General features: G+C 50.0%; 15 protein-coding genes and 1 pseudogene. 5 read left to right on the forward strand and 11 right to left on the reverse strand.

The features are described from left to right. Window positions 1-59: 59 nt before the first annotated feature. From RB297_RS13500 to RB297_RS13510, 3 genes and pseudogenes are all read left to right on the forward strand, one after another. A complete protein-coding gene (locus RB297_RS13500; RefSeq protein WP_375120693.1) occupies window positions 60-1,037 on the forward strand; it encodes a proline dehydrogenase family protein in 978 nt (325 codons plus the stop codon). A gap of 173 nt (window positions 1,038-1,210) precedes the next feature. Beyond that, window positions 1,211-5,023: a stalk domain-containing protein gene (locus RB297_RS13505; RefSeq protein ID WP_375120694.1), complete on the forward strand. Its 3,813-nt coding sequence runs from the start codon at window positions 1,211-1,213 to the stop codon at window positions 5,021-5,023. Window positions 5,024-5,376: 353 nt separating this feature from the next. Then, a pseudogene (locus tag RB297_RS13510) lies at window positions 5,377-7,088 on the forward strand (cellulase family glycosylhydrolase). A gap of 57 nt (window positions 7,089-7,145) precedes the next feature. On the opposite strand, the gene RB297_RS13515 reads toward RB297_RS13510, so the two are convergent. The 7 genes from RB297_RS13515 to erm all read right to left on the reverse strand — a co-directional run bounded on the left by RB297_RS13515 (window position 7,146) and on the right by erm (window position 12,951). Next, window positions 7,146-9,074, reverse strand: coding sequence for a PAS domain S-box protein (locus RB297_RS13515; RefSeq protein ID WP_375120695.1), 1,929 nt, complete (start codon window positions 9,072-9,074; stop codon window positions 7,146-7,148). 149 nt (window positions 9,075-9,223) lie between these two features. After that, a complete protein-coding gene (locus RB297_RS13520) occupies window positions 9,224-9,964 on the reverse strand; it encodes an SDR family oxidoreductase (RefSeq protein ID WP_375120696.1) in 741 nt (246 codons plus the stop codon). Next, window positions 9,951-10,358 (reverse strand): MerR family transcriptional regulator, encoded by a 408-nt coding sequence (locus RB297_RS13525; RefSeq protein ID WP_096775246.1) that lies wholly within the window; start codon window positions 10,356-10,358, stop codon window positions 9,951-9,953. The genes RB297_RS13520 and RB297_RS13525 overlap by 14 nt, the downstream gene beginning before the upstream one ends. 86 nt (window positions 10,359-10,444) lie before the next feature. After that, the gene (locus tag RB297_RS13530; protein WP_375120697.1) at window positions 10,445-11,122 is read right to left on the reverse strand and encodes a CPBP family intramembrane glutamic endopeptidase; all 678 of its coding nucleotides are present in this window, start codon (window positions 11,120-11,122) and stop codon (window positions 10,445-10,447) included. A 141-nt stretch (window positions 11,123-11,263) separates the two neighbouring features. Beyond that, window positions 11,264-11,584: a thioredoxin family protein gene (locus tag RB297_RS13535; RefSeq protein WP_009595391.1), complete on the reverse strand. Its 321-nt coding sequence runs from the start codon at window positions 11,582-11,584 to the stop codon at window positions 11,264-11,266. After that, window positions 11,581-11,958, reverse strand: a complete 378-nt coding sequence (locus tag RB297_RS13540) for a MerR family transcriptional regulator (protein ID WP_015733837.1) — start codon at window positions 11,956-11,958, stop codon at window positions 11,581-11,583. Before RB297_RS13540 ends, RB297_RS13535 begins: the two co-directional genes overlap by 4 nt. Before the next feature lie 120 nt (window positions 11,959-12,078). Beyond that, on the reverse strand, window positions 12,079-12,951 hold the full coding sequence (erm, locus tag RB297_RS13545) for a 23S ribosomal RNA methyltransferase Erm (protein ID WP_375120698.1): 873 nt from the start codon (window positions 12,949-12,951) through the stop codon (window positions 12,079-12,081). 349 nt (window positions 12,952-13,300) lie between these two features. On the opposite strand from erm, the gene RB297_RS13550 reads away from it, so the two are divergent. Beyond that, the gene (locus RB297_RS13550; protein ID WP_096775243.1) at window positions 13,301-13,729 is read left to right on the forward strand and encodes a GNAT family N-acetyltransferase; all 429 of its coding nucleotides are present in this window, start codon (window positions 13,301-13,303) and stop codon (window positions 13,727-13,729) included. A gap of 46 nt (window positions 13,730-13,775) precedes the next feature. Here RB297_RS13550 and RB297_RS13555 read toward each other — a convergent pair whose 3' ends face one another. From RB297_RS13555 to rlmD, 4 genes are all read right to left on the reverse strand, one after another. Beyond that, the gene (locus tag RB297_RS13555) at window positions 13,776-14,165 is read right to left on the reverse strand and encodes an iron chaperone (protein WP_096775242.1); all 390 of its coding nucleotides are present in this window, start codon (window positions 14,163-14,165) and stop codon (window positions 13,776-13,778) included. 24 nt (window positions 14,166-14,189) lie between these two features. Continuing rightward, entirely contained in the window at window positions 14,190-15,287 is a 1,098-nt protein-coding gene (locus RB297_RS13560) for a leucine-rich repeat domain-containing protein (protein ID WP_375120699.1), read from the reverse strand. Between the two features lie 254 nt (window positions 15,288-15,541). Next, window positions 15,542-16,117, reverse strand: coding sequence for a 50S ribosomal protein L25 (locus tag RB297_RS13565; RefSeq protein WP_096775240.1), 576 nt, complete (start codon window positions 16,115-16,117; stop codon window positions 15,542-15,544). Between the two features lie 276 nt (window positions 16,118-16,393). Next, entirely contained in the window at window positions 16,394-17,992 is a 1,599-nt protein-coding gene (gene rlmD / locus RB297_RS13570) for a 23S rRNA (uracil(1939)-C(5))-methyltransferase RlmD (RefSeq protein WP_375120700.1), read from the reverse strand. A gap of 234 nt (window positions 17,993-18,226) precedes the next feature. Here rlmD and RB297_RS13575 point away from each other — a divergent pair, with 234 nt between their 5' ends. Beyond that, window positions 18,227-19,000, forward strand: coding sequence for a sporulation protein (locus tag RB297_RS13575; protein ID WP_009595388.1), 774 nt, complete (start codon window positions 18,227-18,229; stop codon window positions 18,998-19,000). The last annotated feature ends 3 nt before the right edge of the window (window positions 19,001-19,003 follow it).

Consider the following 19,003-nt stretch of genomic DNA (forward strand, 5'->3'; position numbering starts at 1 on the left):
ATCGCCTCGCGCAGACGCTGATAGAATCATGAAGATCCCAATGTTGCGAGGTGTTTAACTTGAACGATTCTTTATCTGATTCTTTATCTGAACAGGCTTTTGCCGACGCTCTGAAGTCAGTTGCCCGTAACCTGCAGCTCAAACAATACGTCCGGCAATCCGCCGAATGGTATCCGATCCTGCTGCGTGCAGCGGAGCGTTTTGTCGCGGGAGACGTGCTGGATCGAGGTTTGTTCTGCCGGGATGCACTGGATGCACGAGGTTATCGGACTTCGCTGGAATATATCGGGGAGAACACCCTGACCGAAGCCGAATGTACGCAGGCTTTCCTGGAGTTCTCCCGGTTAATCGAAGCCTGCTCGAATGGCCGGCCGGGCACCCGTATTTCGCTCGACCTGTCCCATATCGGATTATCGGTAGACGAGAATTTGGCTTACCGGCATCTTGAAGGGCTTGCCAGCCAAGCGGAGGCGGCCGATTTGGAGCTGGTCATCAGCATGGAGGAGTCCGCCAAAACGGATGCCATCCTTGCGCTGCATCGCAAAATATCGGCCCGGTTCGCGAATGTCGGCATCACGCTGCAAGCCCAGCTCCCCCGAACCCTGGAAGATCTCGAACAAGTTCTTACCTACGGTTCCGGCACGATCCGCATCGTAAAAGGCGCCTATCAGGAACAAGAGGGACAGTATATTCCTCGTTCCGAGACGCTTACCACTAGGTATATTCAAATGGTGGATTTATGCGTTCAGGCAGGCAGGGCGGTATCGGTCGCCACTCATGATGAACCTATCCTGCGGCATATGACCCGCAACGAAGTGTATCGCGGCGCAGCCGTCGAAATTGAAATGCTGTATGGCATACGAACGGACTTTGCCAAGCAACTGAAGGAGGAAGGCTTCCCCGTCCGAATCTACCTGACATACGGCGAGGAGTGGTTCCTGTACTTGTGCCACCGAATCGCCGAGCACCCGCCGAATATCTATGATGCGGTAACCCGGTCGATCGCAGGCGGCACCGAACCCATTACCCAATATTGATCAACAATAACGAGGGAAGAAACGGCGAATATGCACTGTTTCTTCCCTTATTTATGATCTGGTACTAAAAAATATTTTCGGAATGCCGATGTAATAGTTGAAACTTTATTCTGAACGAATGCGTCATATTGTAGAGGAAAATAATAACAAAGCAAATTCAGGAGGTTGAGTGTGTGAAAAGAATATGGACTGCCTTGCTAGCAGCTATACTGTTAATTCCCATGACATTCCAATCGCAGGCCCAGGCGGCAGTGAACATCAGCGTCTTGATTGACGGCGTCAAGCTGTATACGCCTCAAGCGCCTGTCATGATCCAGGGACGCGTCATGCTTCCGATGCGATCCATCTTCGAAGCCTTGGATGCATCGGTCAAATGGAATCAAAAAACGAAAACCGTCACGGCGGTCAAGGATGGCACGACCGTCATCCTAAAAATCAACTCCAAGACGGCCACCATCAATAACAAGACGGTGGCGCTGGATGTACCGGCGAAGAACTTAAAAGGCAACACCATGGTGCCGGTCCGCTTCGTAAGCGAAGCCCTTGGCCAAAAAATCGGCTGGAATTCCAAAACGAAAACCGTTACCGTCACCACGACGAACAATTCCGGCGGGAACAATACCGGGATCGCACCGGTGAATTACGTAACCCTTCGGGATATCGGCAATGCCGGAGACGGCCGCGATCTGCAGGTCAGCTTCTCCAAATCGTCGACCGAACCTTTAATCTCGCATTACCGCGTCATGATTGTGAAGCAGTCCAAGACGTTAAACCAAACCGAGGCACAGCGCGTATCCTCCGCTGCTTACGCCACGGTATATCCATCCGGCTCGGATCCGACGCTGACCCTTACATCCGGCTCAAAGGATGTGGACGGTGACCTTATCCGCGATAACCAGGCTTATAAGGCTTATGTATTGGCAGTCAGCAAAACAGGCGGAACGTATGCCCTTTCCTCGGCTTCCCCGTCGTTGACGCTGACCAACACCAATTCGGTGAACGGCGCAACCAACGTAAAAGCGAGCGATGTGAGCGACTACGGCGATGGCCGTGATCTTCAGGTCAGCTTTACGCGCGCCCAAAACGAGAGCAATGTAAGCAACTACCGCGTGTTTGTCGTAAAAACGAAGGATGCAGCTAACTTCAACTTGGCAGCAGCTAAGTCTGTAGCTAGCCAGAATTATACGACGGTGAGCAAATCCAGTACGACGAATACAACGCTGTCCACGACGCTGAGTTCTTCCGCCCGCGATACTTCAGGCGAGCTCATTCGCAGCGGAGTCGCTTACACCGCATTCGTTCAGTCTGTCAGCAGCAACGAGAGCGTGCTTGCAAGCAACCTCTCGTCCGGTTCGGCCAGCATCACCCTCAGCACGGGGAATACAACGGTTCCTTTCATCACGCAGGTAACGGATATCGGCGATGCCGGTGATGGCCGCGATCTTCGCGTAAGCTTCAACAAGGTGTCCAACGAATCCAGCATTCATTCTTATCGCGTGTTTGTCGTAAAGGACAGCAATTATAGCAGCTTTAACCTAAGCAGAGCCAACACGGCTTCCAGCTACAACTACTATACCCATGTCAACAAAACCGGCAATAACATCACGAACCTGACGCTGTCATCGGGCGCCAGAGACGTGGATGGAGCAACGATTCGCAACGGCGTGTACTATCGCGTATTCGTCATGGCGGTGGACAACAATAACGCCAATAACAACGTGCTGTCCGCTCCATCAAGCTCCATCATCTTGAGTTCCAGCTACAATGTGGGCGCGGTTACCAGCCTGTCCGTCACCGACGTGAACAACTACAATGACGGTCGCGACCTGCAGGTGTCATTCTATCGCCCGTCCGATCAATCGAATATTAGCCATTATCAGGTCTTCGTTGTTAAATCATCGAATAGTTATTTTGATCTGTACAGGGCAACCAATTTAAGCAGCTATTATTATACGCAAATCAGCAAGAACAACAGCAGCAGCAACTACATGTCGCAGGTGCTGAATTCAGGCAGCCGCGATATTGACGGAGAACTGATTCGCAATGGCGTCAGCTATCGCGTTTATGTCCTGTCCGTAGGATATTCGACCAGTAACAATGCATTATCTGACTATGCTTCCATTACGCTTGGGAACGCCAATCAGAACGTTAACCCTGTTTCCACGCCGTCCCTGACGCTAAACGGCAATAACGGAAACGGAAGCGACCTGAGAGTCACCTTCAGTCCTGCTTATGGCGAAAGCTACATCGACCATTACCGGGTGATTGTCGTAAAGTCAAACCAAAGCCTGAACGTGTCGCAAGCTTACAGCAATGGGTATTACACGTTGGTTAACAAAACCGGCGGTACCATCACTCGGGATTTGGTTAACACGACCAAGGATAGCGATGGAGCCCTCATTCAAAGAGGTTCAAGCTACCGCGTGTATGTCTTGTCTGTAGGCAACAGCTATTCGAATTACAGCAACGCGCTTTCGGCGGTCTCTAATGCGGTTACGATTCAAGGCGTGACTGAAGTTGGTAAGGCTACAAACGTTGCGGCAGCGGATGTCGGCAATGAAGGCAACGGAAGTGATCTGAAAGTAACCTTCTCTCCTGCAAATGGAGAAGGCACTATTGATCACTATCGTATTCTTGTAGTCAAATCATCCAAGAATCTAACAGTATCCCAAGCACAATCAAACAATTATTACACTCAAATATATAAAGCGAACAGTTATAGTCAAAATTTAGGTGCTAATGCTCGAGACACAGACGGTGAGCTGGTTCGGAATGATCAAGGCTATCGCGTGTATGTCTTATCGGTAAGCAATAGATCCTCCAGTTACAGCGATGCTCTTTCCGCTCCATCCGACGAAATCAAGTTGCAAGGAGTAAGTCAGGTAGGAGAAGCAAATAATGTTCGAGTGAAAGATGCTGGTGATGAAGGCAACGCTAGTGACCTGAAAGTATCCTTCACTAAATCTGCAAACGAACAAAACATTAGTGAATACCGAATAATCGTTGTAAATGAATCAGACTTGAGCAAATTCAATCTAGATATTGCTAATGGACTCCCAGCAGAAAGCTACTTTACCGTCTTCCCTGGTGCTAACTATGATGGCAATCTTATAGACGGTACCCTAGATGCATTCGGAAAACAAATTGCTAATCAACAATCATACCGTGTATTTGTTTTATCTGTTAGCAACAATAAGAATATTAAAAACACGCTCTCAAAAGCTTCCAATTCAGTAACATTGGAAAACAAAACAGTTCTGGAGATTCCCTCCACTGTGAAAGCAGAAATTGTAAGCGGAAATGGTAATGCCAGTGATGTTGCCGTCAAGTTCACGGGAACAACTACAGGGATTATTGAATATCGGATTATGGTTGTTCCTTCGGATAAAACCTTGGAAATAAAAGGAGCAGAAGGAATAAAGGATAGCAATCTTTACACTGCAGTTAAGCCTAAAGTAGGCGAAATAGTGCAAAATTTAACCAATTTGAAAGACGTAAACGATGATGCCATTTCGGAGGGTAAGGAATATAAAGTTTACATTCTCGTGGTAGCGAATGGAGCAACCCAAAACCCTAATGGCTTATCTCGACCATCCGAGAATTTTACTATCCCGGTCCCATTACAAGCTTCGGCCGTTAAAGCCAGTTTGAATAAAGACGGGAAGCTTCAAGTTGAATTCAACAAAGCGATCAATGAGTCTAATATCGATCATTATCGACTGTTCTTTGTGCCAGAAGCAGAAATGAAAACCTTCGATCTACAAAAATCAAAAGATGCTGCTGACAAAGAAGTTACAAAAACACCAATAGATAAAACCGGGAAAAATATCGTAATTCCAATCAGTATCCCAACCACAGATTCTTTTAATAAGAATATTGAAATAAATACAAAATACGCCGTCTATGTCATATCTGTATTAAAAGATCAAACCCATGTGCTCTCTAAACCTTCTAATACCTTAGTTTTGAAAACTACAACTCCTTAAAATGCAATTAGCGGTATAGACTTCAAAATGCTTAGTCCCAAGAAAAGCTGTTGCTTCTGTCAATTTGACAGAAGCAACAGCTTTTTATACCCTTCACTCATCAAGCCCCCATTTTCAAAACTCCTTGCATCTCATAACTAATTTCCACATGATTTTAAGATGAATTATCCGGGTACTTCCCCATGGAAAAATATGATAATTTATTATTAGAAAGCGCTTTCAAAAATATCGTTTGGAGGTGAATCCTAACCTGAATAGCCAATGTTGCAGCTAGGTCCTCAACAACGGATAACGGTGATTGAATGAATCTAGTGAAAATACCGCTTCACAACTTCATGACAAAGGAGATGCTAATGATAAACCTCAATAAGAAATCCATCTGTTCCTTGGCTCTCGTCGTTTCTCTGGTCATCTCATTGTTCCCTTCATACGCATCCGCAGCGAAACACGAACATCCAAAGCATCCAAAGAAAAATCTCCAAGCCTACGTCAATGATATGCAGCCCGGCTGGAACCTGGGCAATTCGCTGGATGCCGTGGGAGCTGACGAGACGGCATGGGGAAATCCGCGCATCACCAAAGCGCTGATCGACCAAATTGCGGCACAGGGATATAAGAGCATCCGCATTCCGGTAACCTGGAACCATCACATCGGCAGTGCACCGAGTTATGCCATCGACGCCTCTTACATGGACCGGGTCGAGGAGGTTGTCGATTGGGCTCTGGACGCCGATCTGTACGTCATGATCAATGTCCATCACGATTCGTGGCTGTGGATCAGCCATATGGAGAACAACCGCAACGAAGTCGTTGCCAAGTACAACGCCGTATGGACTCAAGTTGCCCAGCGCTTCCGTAACCATTCGAACAAGCTGATGTTTGAAAGCGTCAATGAACCCCGCTTCTCGGATGGCGGGACCACCGACGAGTCCAAAGCCTTTCAGATGCTGGATGAGCTTCAAACGTCGTTCCATCGGATCGTCCGTGGATCTGGAGCACGCAACGCGACCCGGCCGCTTGTGCTCTCTACCCTTGAGGCATCTCCGACTCAAGCTAGAATGAACGAGCTGTACAACACCATGACCAAGCTGAATGATGCCAATCTCATCGCCACCGTCCATTATTATGGATTTTGGCCGTTCAGCGTGAACATCGCGGGGTATACCCGTTTTGAGACGGATACCCGAAACGATATCGATCAGACGTTCAACCATGTATATGACACCTTTATCGCTAGAGGGATTCCCGTTATCCTTGGCGAATACGGGCTGCTTGGCTTCGATCAAAGCACAGGGGTCATTGAGCAGGGCGAGAAACTGAAGTTCTTCGAATATCTGACCCATTATCTCAACAGAAGAACATTACCCATATGTTATGGGACAACGGCCAGCACTTTAAGCGAACCGCCTTCACCTGGTCCGATCCGGAGCTGTACAATATCATGAAGGCTGGTTGGAGCGGGCGTTCTTCCACGGCTGATACCGATCTGATTTTTGTGAAAAAAGGAGCGGCGGTCCAGGATCACAGCATCCCATTGAACTTGAACGGCAACGCATTGGCCGAAATCCGCTCAAACGGACAGCGGTTAGTCGCCGGGCAGGATTACACGCTGAACGGAAATACGATTACGTTTACATCCAGCCTTCTGTCCAGGCTGACTTCATCCGGACAATTCGGAGTGAATGCCGTACTGACGGCCAAGTTCAACCGAGGCGCGGACTGGAACTTCAGGGTTGTTTATCATGATACGCCTGTGCTGCGCAGCACGCAGGGAACCACTGATTCGTTCAGCATTCCCGCGACGTTTAACGGGGATCAGCTGGCCACGATGGAGGCTGTTTACGCATCGGGAGGCAATGCAGGGCCGCAGGATTGGACCTCCTTCAAGGAATTTGAATACACGTTTTCCCCATCCTACGCAAGCCATGAAATCAAGCTTAAACCTGTCTTTTTTAACGAGGTCAGAGACGGAGAAGTCATCCTCAAGTTTCATTTCTGGAGCGGCGAGGTCATTATCTACAACCTAACGAAGAACGGCAGCGGCGTGACCGGCAGCACCTCATAGGTTATGCTGCATGGGAATAACAAAAGCTCAAGTGAAATCACTTGAGCTTTTGTCTATTTAGGCTTGCGCAATATTTCGTTCAGCCAGAAACCTATCGATAATGGCCGAGATGACATTCAAGCTGACAGGCTTGCTGACATACTCATCCATGCCCATTCCTAAATATTTCTCGCGATCCCCCTTGATCGCATGGGCCGTCACGGCCACGATATAAGGCTGATGATCGGGCGGGGCCGATTCCTTAATGAGCTGGACCGCTTCCATGCCATCCATGAAGGGCATCTGTATATCCATGAACACCATGTCATACGGATATCGCTTAAAGGCCTCTACCGCCTCAAGCCCATTGAGAACGGTAGTCGAATTGTACCCCAGCTTCTCAATCATCTTCTTGAGGACTAATTGGTTCACCTCATTATCCTCAGCAATCAAAATTTTCAGATCGCTGCCGTCGGAGTGATTCTCGTGAACCGTCCCGGCCTCCGGCATGTTGCCCGCGTTTGCATTAAACGAAAAATCGACCGTAAACGTAAAGACGGACCCCTGCTGATTCGGATTTCGCTCATACCAGATATCCCCGCCCATCAACTGAACGAGTTTTTTGCATATGGCCAGCCCGAGTCCCGTTCCTTCCACCTGCCGCGTCATATAATGATCCACCTGATAGAAGGGTTCGAACAGCTGCGCAATCTTCTCGCTTGGCACCCCTATGCCCGTATCCGTAACGGAGAATTGTATGAGCTTCGAGTTAGCTTGGTCCCTGACACACTGAACCGAGATCGAAACGGAACCGTTCGGCGTAAATTTAATGGCATTGCTGAGCAGGTTCATTAATACCTGCCGCAGCTTCGTCACATCCCCATAGACTTGATTCGGCACGTCGGACGCTACAGAGGTGGTCACCTCAATATTTTTGTCCAGCGCCTTCGGAAGAATCATATTCAATGTCTCGGACAGGGCCGTTCTTAGGCTGAATGTTTCCTCCACCAGCTCCGTTCTGCCCGATTCGATCTTCGAGAAATCCAAAATGTCATTAATGATGTTCAGCAGGGTTGTCCCGCTCTTCTTGATGATCTGCACGTACTCCCGCTGCTCCTCATCAAGCTCGGTTTCCAGTATCAAATCCGTCATCCCGATTACGCCGTTCATCGGCGTACGGATCTCATGGCTCATCATCGCCAGAAACTCGCTTTTGGCTTTATTCGTCTTCTCGGCTGCTTCCTTCTCGATGATAAGCCTTTTCTGCTCCGTCATATCCTTGGCTATAATGTAGAACCCCACATTCTTGCCATGAATGACAATGGGGGCAAGCGTCGCGAGCACTTCAACCTGATGCCCGTCCTTGTGATGGATACAGTTGATCCCCTTCTCGGCGGCAACATAATCGGCCGCAGAAGAGAGCACTCGGGCGAGATTGCGTTCGCCGATCAAATTCGAGATTTTAGTTCCGATTAACTCCGGAATCTTAAAACCCGTCAGTTGCTCCGCCATCTGGTTCCCGTTAATAATCCTGCCTTCCAGATTGAAAGAAATAATCGCATCATGGTTATACTTCTTCAGCGAGGTGTATCGCTCAATGCTCTCCTGGAGCTTCTGCTCGGCTACCTTGCTGTCGGTAATATCAACAATTTGCGAAATGAAGAACAAGGGAGTTTGATCCTGATCGTCGCGAACCAGAGAAACATGTATCGACGCCCAGATGACATTGCCGTCCTTATGTACGAGTTGTTTCTCCACCGCAATGGTTGAGGACGCCTCATCCAGGGACCGTAAAAGCTTGTCTTTATTGTTAATGCATTCAGAATAAATATAATCGGTTGCCGGCTGTGCCATCAATTCTTCGTCCGTGTAGCCAAACATTTTGCACGCCGCAGGATTTACGCTGATCCAGCTTCCTTCTATCGTAACCAGGGCAATGCCAATTGGAGCACTTTTGTAGACATGTTCAAACAGAGCTTGATGGCCGAAAATGTTGATATCACTCATACTCTGCACCTCCTGATACCGCTTATTATACATCAGCGTCTTCAAAATAGGAGTTTTTTCAGAGTAATTTTATATTGCTAATCATTAGTAGAGTCATCGGTATACCATACGATAGATTTAATACCTTGTTAGCTGAACTATGTTCAGCATTACCAAGCGATTCTTTGCCGTTCACGAAAAAAACTCCCGCTGGGTCCATCATCCTCCATCGTCGCCAGCCATACCGCCGTATCGGCCCCTTCGTCAACGGTTAACGGAGCGTCTGCTCCTCCCATATCGGTCTGAACCCGGCCCGGGCACACCGCATTCACCTTTACTCCGGTATTGGCTACATCCTGCGAGACGAGACAGGTTAACGCGTTCAGCATCGTTTTGGAGATGCGGTATGCCGCGGATGCCCCTTGTAAACCGTAACCGCCCTGCATGATTTCGAAGGCTCCGAGACCCGACGAGATGTTTACGATACGCCCGTATTGATGCTGCTTCATCAAGGGTATTGCAGCCTGCGTCATTCGCAGAGCCCCGAAAAAATTCGTCTCCAGCGTTGCGCGCACGACCGACTCCTCTACATCGAGCACAGAAACCCCTCGATCCAAAATCACCCCCGCATTGTTCACCAGCACGTCAAGGCGCCCATAGCCAGACTGTATTCGATTCATCATCCCTGCCACATCGCGGACCTCATGGACATCCGCTACATGCAGTTTCACACGGAGCCCCTCGTTAAGCAGTTCTTGGACTGCCAGCCTTCCCTTCTCTTCGTCACGGGATGTAATCAGCACCTGAAGCCCTTTGGCAGCGAGCTGTCTTGCTATCTCTTTTCCAATCCCGCGGTTGCCTCCCGTCACAACGGCCACTCGCTGTACCTCTTCCCCTCTAGCCTTGTTCACGACGCCCGTCCCCCTTATGCAAAATAGCCTCCCATGCCGCAATGCTCTTCTCCAAATGGAGTTCCGCCTGTTTCAGCATCTCCATCTGCAGCTGGATGTCATCCAGCTTCCGCCTTCCCACCTCAATGGCGTTAGGAAGACATTCGATTTTGATATGCTCATCGAACGCGCATTGAAAAAAACTCATAATTTCCTTCACCGTCAATCCCAGGCTAAAATACATCTGGATCAAGCGGACCCGCTCGATATCCGTTTCCCTGTATTCGCGATAGCCATTATTCAGACGCTCCGGGCACAGCAGCTCCTTCTCCTCGTAATAACGCAAGGAACGCAGACTTACGCCCGTTTTTCGTGACAATTCACTAATATGCACGCCAAGCAGCTCCTTTTTCATCGGTTATCCGCATTTTAAAGCATCACATCATGTGAGGGTCAATCCGTCATTTTACAAGGCTATCCAGGGAGCCCGAAACCCTACACTCAAATCATCCCGAACAGCATCAAACCGATCGCATTGATCGCAAAATTGGCAAACATATGCACCATCCAGGACGCGTAAATATTGCCGTTTCGCTCATTCAGCCAGTTAAACAGCAGTCCCGCCACAACCAGCCCCGCGATTAACAAGAGGAACAGTCCTGCCGAGAACCAGCTGGACATCATCGCAACATGATACACGGCAAAAGCCCCGGCACTGAATACATATGCAAACCTCCGCCCGACCTGCTCCTTCAGCGTGAAAAAAGCAAATCCGCGGAAAAAGAACTCTTCCAGCAATGAATTCACGATGGATATGTAAAGGGCGACCAATACGAAATTGCCTGCATTGACACCCATATTATCCTCCAGTGCCCCTGTCACCTTGGTAAAGTCGAATAAAGGCCCCAGCCCAAAATAGGCGCCGAGTATGAAGGCGAATACGCCGAGTCCCAGCAGCAGGGAGGTTAGGAGACCCCTTCTCTCGAACGCGAACAGCCTGGGAAACGGAACCCCGCCCGCGAAGATGGCGTAGCCAATCGGCAATGTCAGAAAGAGGATGATTTTGATGGCGGATTTGACGGCGTAATCCGGACGGATCACCGCGTCGACCAAACTCATGGCTAGACAGCTAAATACGATGATGGCCATAAGAGAAACGATTTTCCTTCTTGATCTCATTGAAAGTATCTCCTTTAAACAGGTTACATCCATACATCTTCCATATATTAGAGTTCGATACGCCGGGCGTAATGCCCTCTACTCCAAAAGAAAACGCCCCTGACATCACGACATCAGAGGCGTTTTCGCTATTCATTCATTTTATGATACATAACGGCCCAGCGCCGCTTGGTATACACTCTTCGGCCGGAGCCCTATCAGTTTATCTGCCGGTTCTCCGTTATGAAACACAATCACCGTCGGCATCGACATGATGCCGAATTGGGCGGCAAGCTCGGGGGATTCGTCACAATCCACCTGATAGATGTCCAGGCGACCCGCTTCCTCCCGGCTCAGCTCTTCCAGAATGGGAAGCAGCACTTTGCAGGGCGGACACCATGCCGCTCCGAATTCAACAAGCGTGACCCCGTTCTGGTTGATCGAGCTTTGAAAGCTCCCTGCGTCTAATCGTGGTAAACTCATTTGCATTCCTCCGCTTCCTCCGATTCCCGTTCATCCAGAATCGATTGCATGCGTTCCTCCAGATTCATCTTGATATGATTCAGCTGGTGAATCTGCGCTTCGATCTCTGCGATTTTTTGACGAAAAATCGGGAACACCTCCGCGCAAAACGCCTCTTTGTTTTTCAGGACGCAATGCAGGAAACCGGCGATCTGCTCGGTGGTCAATCCAAGGTTTAGATATAACTGGATGGTACGCACCTGCTCTTCCGCAAGCATCGAATATTCCCGATAACCGTTCTCGTTTCGGACAGGCGTCAGCAATCCTTGCTGCTCGTAGTACCGCAGCGAACGAATGCTGACGCCGGTACGGGCCGCGAGTTCTCCGATTTTCATGCTTTCACACCTCCTGGACGAACGATTCGATTTCATTGTAAACCCTGACACTAGTGTCAGGGTCAAGAGGATTTCGCGATTTTTTTCAAAAAGCGAGAATTCGAAGTGTTGGCTAACGCTTCAAAGTCGCTTTCTTTTCTTGGACTTGCTGCCGGCGCCCTTGCGAAGCTTCGGCCAGCGATTCGCCGGCACATGCTGGAGCATCGTATGAAAAACGGTCCCCCACTGCTCTTCGTTCAGCCGACCGACGGGGAGCTCTCGGTCCACTCTAAGCACTTTAACGAGCTTCGCCATCTGGGGAGGTGTAAACACGCCCGATAGAGCCGCAAATAACGGCAGCCGGGCATCCCGCAGCCCATAGGCGGCCAGCGCCGTAAACTTGGGCTGATGCGATGCGGCAATGAGCGGCTTCTTCCTCCGATGAATGGTCAGAATGGCTGAATCCACTTGGGGAGGCGGCGCAAAATGACGGGGCGAAACGGTCCGCACGAGCCGAATGTCGTACTGCATCCTCCAGCTGAGAATTCGCGGATCTTGAATGGGAACGGCCGTAAAACGTTTGGCTGCCCCCATCTCCACAAGCAGTACGGCCCGCTGCAGAGGGAGGCCGGGGCACTCCAAAAGCTTCCCCATGATCGGCGTGGTGATCGAATACGGAATATTGGCCACGACGGCAAATGGATTTCTCGGCAGCGGGATTTCCAGAAAATCCGACTGCTTGACGAGAATGTTGCTGCTATCCTTCATCTTGCCCAGCAGTTTATCCACAAATGCCGGATCCGCCTCGATTGCGAGCACGCGCGCCGCTTTCTCTGCAAGCGGAAAGGTTAACGCCCCTGTACCCGCGCCGATATCAAGAACGGTATCGGTGGAGCGAATCCGGGCCAAGTCGATCATATCATGAATCAGCCTTTTGCTGATTAATAGATGCTGCGCGGAAAAGTTGGACGGTTTCTTCAGCTTTTCACGATGGGTTTTATGATATTTGGACACAAAAAAGCACCTCATTCATTCGTATAGTAATGAAAAAGGCACAGCACAAATAATCCTTCGCATTTTTACATGAAAATGGATGGATGTAGATGTTCTGTACCCTCATTAACGAATACGTATGAATGCGATGCAGCACATGTCAGGACAATCCTCCTTAGATGAAACGGATAAAATAACACTGACAGTATAACATAGCTCCCCCGCGGGCTCACGGGTACATTCTGTTAAAAGGATTTTTTACCGCCGGTACATGCAACACATATGGTATGTTGAGGAGGAGAGCTAGCATAACCCGTATCCGAATCCTGCAAACACCTCGCATCCGGCATACCGGAAGGAGTAAAACGATATGAATATCTATTTCACGAATGAATCAAACGAAACCGATAGCGTGGACAAACATTACGTAAGAAACCAAATGATTGCGTATAATCTGAAGCATTTCCCTGACGATTTAAAAGGCCGTTACCAGGAAATCAACTTGTTGTTAAGGAAGGAGGACGGTCAGATTTTGGGCGGAGTCGTTGGGGAAATATGCTGGAACTGGCTGGAGATCCACTATTTGTTCGTGGATGAACCCTTCCGTCAATCGGGGTACGGCGCCAAACTGTTAAACAAGGCCGAAGACATCGCAAAGGAGAAGCAATGCGAGTTCGTTAAATTGGATACGCTGAGCTTTCAAGCCTTGGATTTTTACCTTAAGCAGGGTTACGAAGTGTATGGCAAAATCGAGAACGCCGGGCGGCATACCCACTACTATATGAAGAAAACTCTATAAGATAAAAGAAGGCAGCAAGGCTGCCTTCCCCTCCCGAGCACTTCGCCTACCTCTTCTTTTTCGCTTTGCTTTCTGCCTTCTCCAGGTTTTGCTGAACCCGATATTGGACGATTCGGCGTATCAGGTCATAAGGCAGCGGCTGATCGATCGGAAATTTCAAGGTTCCCTTGGACGCATGATATACCTTCAGCTCATCTTGGAACGCCTCGATCCCGCTGGGCGCGGGGTAAAAGCCGATATGTTTCTTGAATGCCGCAAAATGCACGAGGTTCCCGTGGAGGTCGAAGGTTGGCATCTGGTAGCTGATTTTTTCCTCGGCTTCCGGGGCTGTTTCCTGAATCACATGCCTTAATGTCTGCAGGATATCCTGGACCTCCGGAGCAAAGCCGGAAATGTAATCGTCGATCGACCCGTATACGATTTTATCGTCTTTCATCAGATATAACAGCCCTTTCGCAGGTTAATACGTTTCATAAACGAGATCCCCGTTCATTTCAAGCTTGTCGTTAAACAGGACGTATATGTATAGTTGTCCGGCCGGCGTATCGCCTGCATCATACCCTAGCCGAAACGTGCCGTCCTTGTCGAAGGCAAGCTCGGATAGAACCAACTCGTTCACGTCTTCGTCGGGGTGCATCCCGGCAATCAGATCCAGCGCCCGGTCGTTCAGCTCCCCAAAATTCGTCCAGGCATTCCGGATGACCGGGGACAGCCGGTTCATATCCGCTTCGGCAGAGGCCACCGTGCTGACGGAGAGCTCCGTCTCCTTCCATTGAAGCCTGGCCCCGTAGAAAGACAGCGAGACGTCGTATTCGAAGGTCCCAACGCCCTTAACGGTATGGTCCGGCTCCATGATGAGATTGTTGGAATGGTCCAGCCGCTCCAGCTTGGGATTACGATGCGTATCCAGTTTGGAGATTTTGTTCTCCGAGCAGTAGAGCTCCGTTAATAGCACATTGCGAGTGAGATCCAATTCGGTGATGTGATTATTGAAGCATCTCAAGCTTTGCAGCGAAGGATTTCCGGTTACGTCCAGCTTTGTCAGATGATTATGGTTGCAGCGGATTTCGATCAAGTCCGGACATTCCTCCAGGTGTAAGCTCATTAAATAATTGTTTGCGCAATGGAGATAGGTTATCCGGGGGTTCTGATACAGCTCCAAAGCAAACAGGGAGTTGTAGCTGCAATCCAGCTCCGTTAAATCCACGTTCTGCTCGAGCCGCAGCTCGGATAGGATATTCCAGTAACAGACCAGCTTCGTCAGCATGGCGTTGTGACTGACATCCAAATCTCGAATTCGGTTAAATCCGCAATTCAGCGTTTTCAAGTTGCTATTCTTGCTGAGATCTAGCTCCGTCAGGCTATTGGACGAGCAATCCAGCTCTTCAAGCGACGTGAAATGCTCGATCCCATTCAGGCTTGAGTATCCATGATTTGAAAGCTGCAGCGATATAATATGTTCTACATCGCCCGCCTGAATCCGTTCACGGTTCCCGCAATAGGTTTCGAGCACATAAGCTTTGAAACGTTCATCTATGAAATCCTGGGTTATATCCATCTCGTCCTCCTTAGGGCAAGCTCCTGATCGATTCATGCTTAACCGGGATTCCGATGTCCGACTTCCCGCAATTCCATTATAGGGTTCCGCCTTGAAAAGGTCAGGGGTCTTTCTACCTACTTACCAGGGGAATTATGGAAGAAATCGACGGGTAAAGAGCTTTCCTCTGCCAGCGCGGATTCCGATCAAGGGCTTTAACGAAAAAAACGGCAATTGCTTCCCGATATTCGGGAAGCAATTGCCGGCAGCAGAAGCTACATAGCCTCCGGTTGTTCCGACTGGACTTTCGGCGTTACCACCGATACAAGCAGCTCGTTGGCCGAAGAAATCGGCACGACGCCGTCGGGCAGTTTGAGATCCCCGACATGCAACGAATTCCCGATCTCTAGTCTGCTGATTTCAACGGGAATCGTGGCAGGAATTTGGTCCGGGAAGGACTCGATCTCGATGAACGTGCTTTGGATTTGGACGACTCCTCCCAATTTGGCTCCTTTTGCGGTGCCGATGTAATCGAGATTCACTCTCGTCCGCACAACTTCATTTATATTGATACGTAAAAAGTCGACATGAATGTATTCACGAGTTACCGGATCACGCTGAACGGACTCCAGCAAAACCGGAATCGGCTCCCGATCTTCAAAATGAAGCTCAAGGATCCCTCCTTTGCCGTTCCGTGCCCATTTGCCGAACTCTTTGGCGGACAGTTGAATCATCATATTGTTTTCCCCTGTGCCAAATACAACCGCCGGAATTCGTCCCGAAAGACGAAGCTGCTTCAGTCCGGTTTTGTTCATCGCAGCGCGCGTTTCTGCTCGTAAATTTACTCTCATCTCAACAACACTCCTCAGATTATCGTTATTTGGGTGCACTCTCCATCGATCGTCCGTTATGAACTACGGATTTCTCCCCCCGTAGCGGGGAAATCAGGAGCACCATTGCATCACCTCCAGATAGACATTTAATGTAAAAACCTTTTATATATGCGAGAAGGCACCTCGTTCCATGGGAACGAAATGCCTAATTACTTGCTACCATATCATAGAAAGGGGGCGTTGTCGACCAAAGCGAAAATGGAAACTCGCTTACATGAAGCCATCATATGGCTTCTATGATTTCAGCTTCATCAATAGGACTGCCTCCACATGGCTGGTTTGCGGGAACATATCGACCGGCTGCGCCCATTCAAGCTCGTAGCCGCCGTCCAGAAGCACCTTGCAATCTTTGGCTAAGGTCGAAGGGTTGCAGGATACGTATACAAACCGCTTCGGCTTGGTGCGGAGCACCGTTTCCAGGAAGCGCGGGTCCAGGCCGGTGCGCGGCGGGTCGGCAATGATGACGTCCGGCTTCATGCCTTCCTTGACCCAGCGCGGCAGCAGCTCTTCGGCTTGGCCGACGTGGAAGCTGGCGTTAGCCCTTCCGTTCCGCTGTGCATTCGCCTTGGCGTCCTCGACGGCTTCAGGAATCGTCTCGATTCCGAGCACCTCCTTGGCATACGGCGCAAGCCACAAGCCGATCGTGCCGGTGCCGCAGTAGGCGTCGATGACGGTTTCCTTCCCGGTCAGCCCCGCTGCCGCCCGGACCGACTCGTACAGCTTGACGGTCTGCTGCGGATTCAGCTGGAAGAACGCTCTCGGCGACAGCGAGAACTGCAGGTCGCTCAGCGATTCCTGCATGCTCTCGGTGCCCCATAGCGAGATTGTCCGGTCTCCGAAGATGAGCGAGGTTTTCTTCGGATTGATATTGAGTGAAATTCCGCTTACCTCCGGAATGGTAAGGCGCAGCATACGAACGAGATCGTCCTGCCTTGGCAGCTTGCTTCCAGCCGTGATCAGCGTCACCTGCAATTCCCCGGATTGGAAGCCGTGACGGACTACGATCGTCCGTACGCCATCCTTGGCACCATTCTCCTTATAAAGCGGTATCCGCAATTCCTCGAGTACGGATTTGACCTTCTCCACCGCTTCATTGACCTTCGGATGCTGAATCGGGCAGCCGCTGATATCCACAATCGTATGGCTGTCCGCTTCATAGAGCCCTGCGATCACTTCATGGCCCTTCCGTTTCAGCTGCAGCTGGGCTTTGTTCCGGTAGTCCCATGGATGCTCCATCCCGAGAATCGGCTTAAACTTGACATCGTCCAATCCCGCGTAGCGGCTGAACGCTTCGCGCACGATATCCGTCTTCGCCTGCAGCTGTCCCTCATAGGAAATATGCTGAATTTGGCATCCGCCGCAAATGCCGAATACCGGGCAAGGGGGCTCTATCCGGTGAGGCGAACGCTTCTCCACTTCCAGCAGCTGCGCCTTGATAAATTTAGGCTGAACCTCCCTCACCTCGGCTTTGACCACCTCATTCGTGATCGCTCCATCGATAAACACCGCCTTGCGGCGGTAGTAACCCACTCCCTCGCCGTTAATGCCGAGGCGTTTGATCGTAACGACAATCACGTCCCCGGCCTGCAGCTCATCCGCATGCTCGCGCCCGGATGACGGCTTCGGTCCGCGTACCCCTTGCTTATATTGATTCGCTCGTCTCCCCTTCGCATGCGGGGATGCCGACGACGAATTGCTGTTCTTCATACGGTCACGTTGAAAAATCGGCTTTGCCCCTGCTTTGTTCGCTGCAGTCCGCTCACCAGTCTTCTTCCCGTATGCCGCTGATTTGCTGTTGTTGGTTCCTTGTCCGGAACGCCGTTGTTCACTCATGCCTTGATTGCTCCATCCTTAATGGTATCGTGTCCAATATACCATGCCGGACCCGCGAATGCGAACGAGCCATGTACTTTTTCCCGGTGTCGTACGGGGATTCTTTCGCTTCATTGGCGCCAACATCTTGGCTCCGCAAAAAACCGCAAAAAATATTTTTTCGATATGGAAACCAGAGACGATCCTCCAGCGTATAATTCCATTATCATACATTCTCTTATGGAGGTATCTTTTATGTCGTTTTTTAACAAAATGTTAGCCAGTGTAGGAATTGGAGCCGCCCAGATCGATACGCACCTCGAAAAATCCTCCTATTATCCGGGTGAAGAAGTACGCGGAATCATTCACATTAAGGGAGGCAACGTAGAGCAGACGGTCGACCGCATCTATTTGAAATTGATGACGGAATATACCAGGGAAAGCGACGACAAGAAATACATAGAATCCTATACCATTGCAAAAGTCAACGTCTCAAGCCGCCTCACGTTGAAGCCTGGCGATCAGCAGGAAATTCCGTTCGCCTTTCCTTTGCCGCTGGAAACGCCGCTCACCATTTCGCGGCAGCCGGTCTGGATCCACACCGGACTCGATATCGATAATGCCATCGATCCGAAGGACCGCGATTTCATCGACGTCGAACCGAACGAGGACGCATCCATTGTGTTCGACGCCGTCGAAGCGCTTGGCTTCAGCTTCAAAATAGCAACATGCGAATATCATCCGCGGCTCGGCCAGGGTGTTCCATTCGTGCAGGAAATTGAATTTTATCCCGGCTCCTCCTATGCCGGTCATATCAAAGAGCTTGAATTGATTCTCTATCCGGAGCAGGAGGGGATTTCCATCCTGGTCGAAGTCGACCGGAGAGGCAGAGGCGTTTCAGGCTGGCTCCAGCGTTCGCTCGATATGGATGAACAGCACTCCTGGGTAACCCTCGACAAGCAGGATCTGGCCCAGGGGCCATCCCACGTGGCCCAAATTCTGGACCGTGTCATCCGCAGATCGATTTAATGA

The organism is Paenibacillus sp. CR_12 (assembly GCF_041953985.1).
Taxonomy (GTDB): domain Bacteria; phylum Bacillota; class Bacilli; order Paenibacillales; family Paenibacillaceae; genus Paenibacillus_AQ; species Paenibacillus_AQ lautus_A.

Excerpts from the sequence above, each read along its gene's own strand:
- RB297_RS13575 (WP_009595388.1), top strand. The coding sequence starts at position 18,227 with ATGTCGTTTTTTAACAAAATGTTAGCCAGTGTAGGAATTGGAGCCGCC.
- RB297_RS13565 (WP_096775240.1), bottom strand. The coding sequence starts at position 16,117 with ATGAGAGTAAATTTACGAGCAGAAACGCGCGCTGCGATGAACAAAACC.
- RB297_RS13560 (WP_375120699.1), bottom strand. The coding sequence starts at position 15,287 with ATGGATATAACCCAGGATTTCATAGATGAACGTTTCAAAGCTTATGTG.
- RB297_RS13515 (WP_375120695.1), bottom strand. The coding sequence starts at position 9,074 with ATGAGTGATATCAACATTTTCGGCCATCAAGCTCTGTTTGAACATGTC.
- RB297_RS13525 (WP_096775246.1), bottom strand. The coding sequence starts at position 10,358 with ATGAAAAAGGAGCTGCTTGGCGTGCATATTAGTGAATTGTCACGAAAA.
- RB297_RS13555 (WP_096775242.1), bottom strand. The coding sequence starts at position 14,165 with ATGAAAGACGATAAAATCGTATACGGGTCGATCGACGATTACATTTCC.
- RB297_RS13535 (WP_009595391.1), bottom strand. The coding sequence starts at position 11,584 with ATGAGTTTACCACGATTAGACGCAGGGAGCTTTCAAAGCTCGATCAAC.
- rlmD (WP_375120700.1), bottom strand. The coding sequence starts at position 17,992 with ATGAGTGAACAACGGCGTTCCGGACAAGGAACCAACAACAGCAAATCA.
- RB297_RS13530 (WP_375120697.1), bottom strand. The coding sequence starts at position 11,122 with ATGAGATCAAGAAGGAAAATCGTTTCTCTTATGGCCATCATCGTATTT.
- RB297_RS13550 (WP_096775243.1), top strand. The coding sequence starts at position 13,301 with ATGAATATCTATTTCACGAATGAATCAAACGAAACCGATAGCGTGGAC.
- RB297_RS13540 (WP_015733837.1), bottom strand. The coding sequence starts at position 11,958 with ATGAAAATCGGAGAACTCGCGGCCCGTACCGGCGTCAGCATTCGTTCG.